The sequence below is a fragment of the Exiguobacterium sp. s26 genome (assembly GCF_018618235.1).
Lineage (GTDB): Bacteria > Bacillota > Bacilli > Exiguobacteriales > Exiguobacteriaceae > Exiguobacterium > Exiguobacterium chiriqhucha.
In genome coordinates, this window is the sequence record NZ_JACSLS010000022.1 from 1 (window position 1) to 10,435 (window position 10,435).

Below are 10,435 nucleotides of genomic sequence, written 5' to 3' on the forward strand. Positions count from 1 at the left end.
CGCATGCGTTGTCGAAACACTAAAACCCAGCTGGCAAAGTTCTGTACTTTTCGTTGCATTATTGTGCACATTTGTATTGCAAAATACAGTCGAAGCAATACCTCCGTCATCTCGTCCATCGTCTGTTGATCTAGTTGGTAACTGTCCATCTGAATCTTCCTCTCCTGTTGATAGCCTCATGATACCTCGCATCCAAGCAGACAACATCTCGCCTAATTTCACGTAAGCCCTAGGGCTTGTTTAGAAAACATGCTCATTTTCAATAAACAAACCGTGTTTTCACTTCTGTCATTTCATCAAATAGTCTTCTTACGAGACAGACCAAAACAACGTCCAACCTTCACACACGAACCATCGCGTTTTCGTCATGCGAAAACGACCCTTTTCCGGATCCCGCTCTATGGATCCAGGCGAGAGCAACGCGAGTCGCCCATCCAGTCAAAGAAAAACGTACGTTTTTCTTCCTTGTCCTTACCGGACGGACCGGGACCGGTCCCCCGGCCCCACTCCATTCCGTTCAACCCATGTAACCTCGCTGTTTCATGCTGACGTACGACTCGTCCGCTCCGAGGATGAGATGGTCGAGCACCGGGATGCCGATGAGGTCCCCCGCCTCATGTAACCGTTCGGAGACGAGGATGTCCTCCCGGCTCGGCGTCGGGTCCCCGCTCGGGTGCTGATGACAGACGATGAGGCACGAGGCGTTGTTCAAGATGGCGCATTTGAAGACCTCCCGTGGGTGGACGACACTCGAGTTGACGCTCCCGACGTGTGCCCGGTGGACGCCGATGACCCGGTTCTTTGTGTTGAGCATGATGACGAGGAACACTTCACGGTCGTCGTCCCCGATGAACGAGGAACCGATTTGTCGGGCACTGTCCGGTGATTGGATGATGGCGTGCTCGAGAGCGACCATCTCCTCGCGAATCTCTTGTTTGATACGAATGACCTCGATGATGGATGTAAGTTCCATGATGGTTTGTCCCCTTTCGGATAAGCCGAGCTCAGAACGAACACCGTTGTGCGTCCTGTTGACGGGAACGAAGCGAGCGTCGGGAGACGGTGCAAGGGCGACCGCAGGGAGAGCCTCAAAAAAATGCGTAGAGCAAACGGAGGGACAGGCTTCCGTAGCCAACGAGCGAAAAGCCTCGCTTTGAGCCTAAAGCGAAGGAAGACGGGCCGGAGGGCGCGTCATTTTTTTGACGTCCCTTGCACCGAAGACCAGCGAGCTAGAGTACGGAAACAGGACGCACGGATTACCAATCACGAAAAAGGCTGTTCAAACGGGACAAATCGGGTATAAAATAAGAACAAACGTTCGTTTTATTGAGAGGGGTAATTATTATGACGATGTATCGCGATCGGGGCGAATTGAAATGGATCCCATTCCTCATGCCCGAGCACAAGGCGCTACTGACGAAATACTATAAAGAGATTCAAAAAATTGAGATGCCAGATATCGATGAACAGGTCCTATCGGTCTATGAGAATGTGCTGAACGACGCGATCTTCAGCGGAGATTTGGTAGAGGTAAAATATGTGGAGAAGCGGGAGATGAAACGATTCAGAGGATTCGTGCACCGGACGAACTACATGGAGCGGACCGTCGAGCTGGCCAATCAAAGGGAAGGGATCATCCATGTGCCGTTCGAGGCAATCATTCACGTCGAACAATCGATAGACTAACGCCCTGGCGGTTGCTGACGAAAAATCCTTTGCTGCTTTTATAGATGTATCAGTTAAAAGTTGCAGTACACTGATATCTTTAAATCATTCCGTTTGTCAATTTAAGCTAGACAGATCGACTCCATTCAGGTGACTCAAAAATGCCTCCAACGGTGTGCGGTAATTCAGTGACTTTCTTGGGATGTTATTCCGCTTGTCGGCCACCGACGAAATGAATGTTTGATCCACCTGTTTGAAGTCCATTTCCTTTGCCAAGCCGTCTTTCCGCAGGAGCCCGTTGGAGTTTTCATTCAAGGCGCGCTGAGAAGGCGTGCCGGGATCCGCAAAGTAAATCGAGACGTCGTGCCGGTTGCACAACGGTTTCCAATTGGAGAATTCCTTGCCGCAATCAAACGTGATGGATTTGAACAGATTTCTCGGGACCCCTTGGAACCACTGGTTCAACGCAGTTTCAATATCGCAAGCCTTGCGTCCTGCAGGCTTCAGGGCGATGATGACTTTCGTCAGCCGTTCGACCAGCGTGATCACCGCACTTTTGTGGCGGGCACCCACAATGGTGTCGCCTTCGATATGCCCGAACTCTTTTTTGAACGACGGGTTGTCGGCTTCCCGTTCGGAAATATGGCGTTTGAACGCCTGTTTTCCCCGGCGTTCCTGGTGTCCATTGGGTTTCCGTTTTCCTTTCATCGGCAGCGTGGCGGCGTCAAAGACCTGATTTTTGAACATGCGATAGATGGTGCGCGCGGAACAATCGATGGCCGTTTCTGCCCGGCCGACAATGACATCCGGCGTCCAGCCCTGCGCCACCTTGTCTTGAACATAGGCCACTTGTTTCTTCGGCAGGACAATCTTCCGCCGGCCGCAGCGTTTCTTATTTTTCTTGTATTGCGTGTAGAAGTCGAGCGCTGTATGTCCTGATTTCAGGAAATTGATGACGTTGTAGATTGGCTGCCTGTAACGGTTCATCAACTTAGCAATGATCGCTACAGGTATATTTTGGCGGTGGTAGGATTCTATCATCACCAGTTCATCCGTGGTAAGATGGGTGTAGGTCATTCGTGATCACTCCTATGTTTTTCTTTGGTCGGAAAATACATTGTGAGTGTACCACGAATGGCTTTTTCAATTGTCTAGCTTAATTTTACAATCGGCGATTAATGAATGAATGATCAATTTTTGAAAACTTTTTTGTGTTAATTGAATTTAAGTAGAAAAGAGAAGAAGCTTTTGGGCTTCCTCTCTTCCGATAATATCTCATATGTTAACTATAAAAATATATTTAATTATCCAAAGTCTTCAAACCTCCGTTTGACTTTAACCTAATACAAAACTGTGCCCCCAAGGTTAAAGAAAATTCAACTTTTGGGAGGCAGCACTTTTCGTGTACGACAATTAAACACGGTGTTAAACAGCTCTATTTCTTAGTTTCAATGTCATCGCATTGATAGCCACGATAACCGTGGACACGGACATCAGAACTGCTCCTGCGGCAGGAGCCAACGTAATCCCAATGGAGGCTAGAACACCCGCCGCTATGGGAATGGCAATAAAGTTATAACCGGCTCCCCACACGAGGTTCTGTTTCATTTTACTGGTTGTTTTATTGGCCAATTCGATAAAGGATTCAATATCGCCTGGATCCGACTGAGTCAAAATCACATCAGCGGAATCGATGGCGACTTGAGTTCCGGCACCGACTGCTATCCCAACGTCTGCTATTGCAAGGGATGGTGCATCGTTGACGCCATCGCCGACCATGATAACCGTTTGTCCATTATTTTTCAGTGATTCCACTAAATGATATTTATCTTGCGGTGATTGATTGGCTCTGTATTCAATGCCCAGTTCCTCTGCTACTCCTTGGGCAGCCGTTTCATTGTCACCTGTAGCCATAATCGGTTTTATATTGTAATGCTTCAATGCCTGTATCAGCGTTCTGCTCGTTTCTTTCAATTCATCGCCTAATGCGACCGTACCGATCGGATTCCCGTCCTCAACTAGTATACTTAATGTTGCCCCTTTGGGAACATCCACCGCTACATCTCTTCCAAGTGCCTTTTGGCTGATCAATTCGTATTTGCGGCCATTGGCGTATCCTTCTATACCCGCACCCGACACAACATCAATCGAATCAAAGTGGACAGGCTGAATCCCTTGTTTCTCAGCGTATTGGACGATTGACTGGGCGATTGGGTGGCTGGACCCGCCTTCAATCCCTGCCATTAACGCCGCGATTTCGGCTTCGGTATGTTGACCATCCAGTGTTTCCATGTTCAAAACTTTAAATTCGCCAGTAGTCAATGTACCCGTTTTATCCAGTATCATTACATCAGCCTTAGTTGCCAGCTCCAATGCTTCGCGGTCTTTCACCAACAGCCCGCGGCTTGCACCTAAACTGGTGCTTCGTGCAATAACCAGCGGAATGGCAAGGCCGAGAGCGTGTGGACATGCAATGACTAATGTCGTAACCGTAAAAAGAATAGCGGTTTGAATGTCAGCAATGTACAGCCAAACGACAAAAGCGATGAAAGCCACCGCAATGGCGATATAAAACAGCCAGCCGGCTACTTTTTGAGCAAGATTTTCAGCTCTTGAAGGTTGATCCTGCGCTTGGCTTATCAGGGTTTGAACTTGAGAAATGAACGATTGGTCGCCGGTTTCCTGTACTTCAAGATATAAGATGCCTGCACCGTTCGTGGAACCGCCGATCACTTTGTCTCCGGCTCCTTTTTCAATGGGTTTAGATTCCCCCGTCAGCAAAGCTTCATTGATCCGCGAGGTGCCTCTTTTGATGATGCCATCGGCAGGGACGTTTTCTCCGGCCTGAACCCGTACAAGGTCTCCGACTTCCAGCTCATTTACGGGACGCGTCTCGATCGAATCATCTTCCAATACCACATGTGCATCTTTCGGCACCAATTCGGCGAGCGATTTTTGCGCGTCTCCTGCTTCTCCGATAGCCTTCATTTCGATCCAGTGTCCAAGGAGCATGATCAACAGCAAGGACGCGAATTCAAAGAAGAAATCCATGATGTGATCGCCGGTTACGTAGCGTGCCAGCACGGCGTAAATGCTGTACAAATAGGAAACGGATATCCCTAATGAAATAAGGGCCATCATGCCCGGTGCTTTTTCCTTAAATTCAGCGATTGCACCTTGATAGAAGGGTTTTCCGCCATAAACCAATAAGATAGTTGCTAATACAGCGACCACAATATCCGAGTATGGAAAAGTAAATTGGAAAGGAAGCCGAACGTCCATCATCGGCGACAATAATAGAATGACAATGCCCAAGGGCAGCGACTTCAGGAAAATTTCTTTGAAATTCCCATGATGGTGATGTCCATGGTCACTATGATCGTGGCCACCATGATTGTGATGGGCATGATCATCATGAATTTTGGCAGGATTGCTGTCGTCTTGAATGCCTTCTTTCACTTGGTCTTCATGGTACGAATGCCCAACATGTTTGGAATGATCCATTTTACTGTGATCTACCTGTTCGTCTTGATGGTGGTGATGGTCTTTATCATTTTTAGCCATTCAGTGCGCCTCCTCCAAACTAGTGGTTCTTATCCTATTTAACCCTATTTACATTCTTAACATTCACAAAGTTCTTGCCGAATATACCACGCGAGGGTATATTTCATTTAAAAGTAAAGTGTGCTGTGAAAGCACCCTTATACGACGTCATACCCTTGTTCTTCAATCGCTTTCTGAATTTCGTTTAATGATGTCTTGGCAGTATCATAGTCTACTGCCACTTCGCCTTTTTTAAGATCAACTGTCACAGATGAAATCCCTTCGAGTTCACCGACGCCCGTTTCAACCGAGTTTGCACAGTGGCCGCAGGACATACCTTGTACTTTTAATGTTTCAATCATTATTATTCCTCCTAAAGTAATATTTCCTTAAACTTAACATACCCCGATAGGGTATATCAAGTGTTTAGTATCATTTTACTTTATCGCTGTTTCCATGACTCTAATTTAGAAGTTCACAATGACCCCCCAAAAAAACCGCACCATTGATTTTAATATTTGATTACTTGTCTATAAAATGTGCAGTTTCTATGGAGTTTCGGTATTTCTGTTTAGTTTGGAAAGGAGAGGGAAATCCAGTAAATGAAGCAAAAATAAGAAATGGAGGTTTTAACATGGCTCATGAACAACATCAGGAATTGATTCGGGCATTACATGATTGTGCAGCGGAATGTAACCATTGTTTTGACGCTTGTCTGCAGGAAGACGATGTGAAGATGCTAGCACAGTGCATTCGATTAGACCGGGAATGCGCGGACATGTGTGCATTTTTGGAACATGCCATTACTCACAATTCACCGTTCGTTTCCGAACTGGCAGCCGTTTGCGCAACCATTTGCGAAGCTTGCGCAGAGGAATGTGAGAAGCACGCCGATCATCATGAACATTGCAGACGCTGTGCGGAAGCTTGCCGTAGATGTGCAGAAGCTTGCCGTAACGCCGCATAACCTTACTCAAAAAGGCCCGTCGGAAATATTTTCCGACGGACCTTTTCTTTTATCAAGCATCATTCTGCTTCATGGATCCATTTGTAGACGATTCCCCAAACCGTGAGAAAATGATCATCGACCGGAAAACCGGACTGGCGGATTTTTTCCCGAACATTTCGCACATGCGAATCGATGGTCCGCCCTTCCGTCTCTGAGTCGAATCCCCAAATTAACTGGATCAGCTGCTCCCTCGTAAACACTTTGTCGGCATTCTTCATCAGGTGGCCCACCATCAGAAATTCTTTTGGCGTCAATTTGATGATATGTTTGCCGTACGTAAGTTCAAACCGGTCTTTGTCCCACACCAAACCGTCCACTTCAATGGTATTTTTCGGAGTTCTCCTGCGAAGCAGCGCCCCCATCCGGGCCAGCAACTCATCTTCATTAAACGGCTTTGTGATGTAATCATCCGCCCCGATATTCAATCCCTTAACAATATCCTCCTGTTGTTCCCGCGCCGTCAGCATAATGATTGGCACATCCGAAAATTTCCGGATTTCGCGGCACAGTTCCCAGCCATCCATTTCCGGCATCATGATATCCAGTAAGACGAGATCGAAAGGTTCCGATTCCAAATAGTCGAGGGCTTCATGAGCTCCCAGTGCTTTTTTACAGAGGTACTGATGCGGCTTCAAATATAAAGCCACTAAATCCAGCATTCGTTGTTCATCATCAACCAACAGCACTTTCTGCAAGCGAATCCCCCCTTTTCAATTCTATCAGGACGGTTGTCCCTTGTCCGTACTCACTTTGAAGCGTCATGAGACCACCGTGCGATTCGACGATTTCTTTCGCAATCGCCAGGCCAAGACCGCTTCCTCCGTACTGTCTGGATCTGGATTTATCGACCCGATACAATTGTTCAAAGACAAAAGGAAGATCTTTTTCCGGTATGCCCTCTCCTTCATCACGGATGCTTATGGTGATGGTACCTTTATCTTGGACTCCCTGTAATACCACTTGTGTTCCTTCAGGAGAATGCTTGCGGGCGTTGTCCAAGACATTCAGCAATACCTGCTGAAAACGTTCGGGATCAATGAAGGCGACAATCTCATGTTCACAATGGACAGCCAATGAAATCTGTTTCTCGTCAAAAGCTGGCCGAACCAAGGCAACGACGGATGCAAAAAGCATCTCCAGTGAAAATTCCTCTTTTTGAATGGCGAACTGGTTATGATCCATCTGAGCCAGCTCAAACAGCTGCCGGATCAATTCCGTCAAATGGGCCGTCTCTTCCCGGATGATGCCAATGTATTCCTTTTTCTCTTCCTCGGATGCATCCGGCCGGCTCGCGATATCGGCATATCCTTTGATATAGGTCAACGGCGTCCGCAACTCGTGCGAAATACTCGCCAAAAATTCATTCCGCTCATTTTTTAAATGTTCCAAGTCACTGGATAGAGCAGTGATGGCGTTCGCCAGCTCTCCCAACTCATCGTTTCGGCCAATATTCAGGCTGACCTCGTGGTGCCCTTCGCTTAACTGTTCCGTCGCTTCTTTCATCCGAATCAACGGCAACGTAATCAATCGGGATAGCAGAAAAATTGTGATGACGGTCAACCCGACAGCAATCAGGCCAACAATCAGGAATTGGTTTCGCAAATGACTGACCATCCCTTTGATATGATTGGTTTCCGCAAACATGAACACGTGGCCTCTATGTTCTCCTTCAATGGTGATTGGGCTGTCCGTCGCAATAAACTCTTTTTTGTCCCATCGCTCTTCCACGACCTTCCCTCCCTGCAGAACCTCATCAAAATCGGTGTGTTCCAACACTTCCCTCATTTCAGGTTCAATCAGATCGGAATGGGTCAATTCGTTGCCATCTGCATCCGTGATGATGACGATGAAATCGGAGGCCGATTCCATCAACGCCACATGGTTCAATGTCGCCGGTTCAAAACTGTCTTCCAATACTTCGCTGTGGGTGTTCCCTCTTGCAAGCAGGTTGGTCATGACTTCATCCACCCGTTCATTGACAAAAGTAACGTACAGGGTTAGAAACAAAACCAATTCAATGATGATAATAAACACAAAAAACAGCAAACCTATTTTCAATGCAAGCCTGTTTAACATGGCATCCCTCTTTAAGTCGATTGGTTAGCAGCAATCAAGACAAAGACTGCTGCCGAAAGCTGTTGGATTCGGTTCGTCTTTCAAACGGCTAGCTGGTTTCTACTTGGTTTTTCCCTCTTCCAGCAGCGTTTTCCAGGTCTGTAATCCGTCTTCCGACAAGTAGGCATTGCCTTCAAATGTGTAGATCGCCAGTTCCATTCCATCCATCGGGTTTTGTGCAATAAAAGCGATGGCATCTTGTGAAAGGTCCGGTGTATCCACCGGCTCGAGTTCTTCATTTTCCATAGTATACTTCACCAGAGCCGCCGCTGTCCCGTAGCTTCCGAAGTACAAATGGTCTTCGGTGAAATGCACCGCTGTGCCTGTTTCACTTCCGTCTGTAATGGCTTTAAAATTTTCTCCGCCATCCCGTGAGAAATAAATCCCTGCAGCCGTAGCTGCAGCGACGAAGTTTGAGTCAGCCGGGTGAAGAGCGAGCGAAGTCACTTCGCCTTCCAGCCCTTCAGCCTTCACAGTTTTCCATGATTCGCCTTCATCACCGCTTTTATATACGCCGGCTTCCAATAGGGAATTCTTGGCCGGATTGATTAGGAAAATGTCGTTACTGTTATATCCCACCGCCATGGCATGAAAATCCGTTTCTCCTTGAAATGCAATCTCTTCAATCGATTTACCGCTGTCGATGCTTCGCTGTATCCCTAGGGGATTGGGTAATTCTGAGTCTGCACTTGGGTGGCCCGACGTAATAAATCCTTCATTTGTTGCATTAAAGCCCATATAATCATGAAAATTATCCGCCGTTTCGAACCAGCCCTCTTCCCGGTAAATTTTCAGCCCGGTATGCGAGGCAAAATACAGTCCGTTCTCATTTCCTGCATAACCCATCCCATGAACATGGTTCAGTTCCCCTTCAAACGGCACTTCAAATGAATCCGTTGTATCATTGCTGCAGCCTGCCAGCAAAAGAAAAGCCGACAGCACTGCCGTTCCTATTCTCTTTTTTTTTCATGTAGATGCCCTCCGAATATGTCATTTTTTATTTTTTATTTTTTATAAGTATAACATTCTTAAAGTTTAACGAAAAAGTTTCGACTTTTTGTGCAGATATCTTGATTTCAAAACAGGTAATCCATTCCCTCTACAATTGACCCAAAAGGAATAATCCTTCCAATCGGTCCGGTGGAGGATCTTTGCCTGATTTTTATTTATAAATTTTCTACACCTGACATTTCTTTTCTTTCGGTTAGTCCACTTTAAAGAAATGTTTTTTTCTCGTTTTTTCTTTGCAGCATTTTTCAAAATAACGTGGCCCGCATTATGCTTGGGAAATTCAGAGGTATCAGCACGGTTTGATCTGTTCCATATAACTCGCGATATCCTCTTCGGACATTTCACCCGTAATAATTTTCTCGATTTTGCCCTCTTGATTGACTAACAGAGTAGTCGGCAATGGACGGATATTATAAGCTTCCATAACACTTTTGTCCTTATCGATAACAATCGGGAACGTTAAATTTCGCTGTTCAGCAAATTGTCTCACTTCATAATCGGATTGCGCAATATTGACAGCGAGTATCTCCACACCTTGATCCTTGTATACCTGGTACTGCTTTTCCATCAGCGGGAACTCTTTTTCGCACGGTTTGCACCAAGTACCCCAAAAGTTCACGAACACCCCCTGCCCTTTGTACTCAGACAGCTGATGCCGTTCCCCGTTCAAATCCGTCAACGCAAAATCGGGTGCCGAATCTCCAACTTGCAGCAATTCGTTTTTCTCTTTTGTTAATCCGTTGTAGATGGTAAATGCAATAGCGACAACCAGAATGAACAAATACTTGTCCTCATAATCAAGCGATTTCTCTTTTTATCCTTTTTAGCAGCCATACACTGTCACGTCCTTCCTAGATGCTGGGTTGAGTCCATTAAAACCCTGTAAATCCACCCGTAAATTGCGATAAAAAAGCGATGATTTCTGTCAGCATGTCAAAGTAAAGTAAAACGCCCATCAGAATCATTAATGCTCCTCCTATTGACATGAAAAGAGCGCTCTTCTTTGAACTGAGCCCTGTTTTACGGACAGTTTAATAAAAAGTGCCTCGAATTCTATGCGGCGATCAGATGGCTCCGGTATTGCTCCGGGGT

9 protein-coding genes and 1 pseudogene are annotated in these 10,435 nt (G+C 46.4%); 2 read left to right on the plus strand and 8 right to left on the minus strand.

Features of this window, described 5'->3' with window-relative positions; genetic code table 11:
- Positions 1 to 517: 517 nt before the first annotated feature.
- Complete coding sequence (locus tag KNP82_RS15285; protein ID WP_035385670.1) at positions 518 to 973, minus strand: JAB domain-containing protein; 456 nt, start codon at positions 971 to 973, stop codon at positions 518 to 520.
- 371 nt (positions 974 to 1,344) lie between these two features.
- Here KNP82_RS15285 and KNP82_RS15290 point away from each other — a divergent pair, with 371 nt between their 5' ends.
- Positions 1,345 to 1,686: a YolD-like family protein gene (locus KNP82_RS15290; protein WP_029595514.1), complete on the plus strand. Its 342-nt coding sequence runs from the start codon at positions 1,345 to 1,347 to the stop codon at positions 1,684 to 1,686.
- 96 nt (positions 1,687 to 1,782) lie between these two features.
- Here the strand turns inward: KNP82_RS15290 and KNP82_RS15295 are convergent, their stop codons facing one another.
- The 3 genes from KNP82_RS15295 to copZ form a co-directional block, all read right to left on the minus strand.
- Positions 1,783 to 2,742, minus strand: a complete 960-nt coding sequence (locus tag KNP82_RS15295) for an IS30 family transposase (protein ID WP_214828788.1) — start codon at positions 2,740 to 2,742, stop codon at positions 1,783 to 1,785.
- A gap of 348 nt (positions 2,743 to 3,090) precedes the next feature.
- A complete protein-coding gene (locus KNP82_RS15300) occupies positions 3,091 to 5,229 on the minus strand; it encodes a heavy metal translocating P-type ATPase (RefSeq protein WP_251128207.1) in 2,139 nt (712 codons plus the stop codon).
- Between the two features lie 137 nt (positions 5,230 to 5,366).
- Complete coding sequence (gene copZ / locus KNP82_RS15305; protein ID WP_029336157.1) at positions 5,367 to 5,570, minus strand: copper chaperone CopZ; 204 nt, start codon at positions 5,568 to 5,570, stop codon at positions 5,367 to 5,369.
- 272 nt (positions 5,571 to 5,842) lie between these two features.
- Between copZ and KNP82_RS15310 the strand changes: the two genes are divergently transcribed.
- A complete protein-coding gene (locus KNP82_RS15310; RefSeq protein WP_084158420.1) occupies positions 5,843 to 6,175 on the plus strand; it encodes a four-helix bundle copper-binding protein in 333 nt (110 codons plus the stop codon).
- A gap of 59 nt (positions 6,176 to 6,234) precedes the next feature.
- On the opposite strand, the gene KNP82_RS15315 is transcribed toward KNP82_RS15310, so the two are convergent.
- From KNP82_RS15315 to resA, 4 genes and pseudogenes are all read right to left on the minus strand, one after another.
- Positions 6,235 to 6,912: a response regulator transcription factor gene (locus tag KNP82_RS15315; RefSeq protein WP_214828791.1), complete on the minus strand. Its 678-nt coding sequence runs from the start codon at positions 6,910 to 6,912 to the stop codon at positions 6,235 to 6,237.
- Positions 6,890 to 8,293: a sensor histidine kinase gene (locus KNP82_RS15320; protein ID WP_214828794.1), complete on the minus strand. Its 1,404-nt coding sequence runs from the start codon at positions 8,291 to 8,293 to the stop codon at positions 6,890 to 6,892. The genes KNP82_RS15315 and KNP82_RS15320 overlap by 23 nt, the downstream gene beginning before the upstream one ends.
- Positions 8,294 to 8,392: 99 nt before the next feature.
- On the minus strand, positions 8,393 to 9,274 hold the full coding sequence (locus KNP82_RS15325) for a F510_1955 family glycosylhydrolase (RefSeq protein ID WP_353049076.1): 882 nt from the start codon (positions 9,272 to 9,274) through the stop codon (positions 8,393 to 8,395).
- Between the two features lie 358 nt (positions 9,275 to 9,632).
- Positions 9,633 to 10,177: pseudogene (gene resA / locus KNP82_RS15330) on the minus strand (thiol-disulfide oxidoreductase ResA).
- Positions 10,178 to 10,435: the final 258 nt, after the last annotated feature.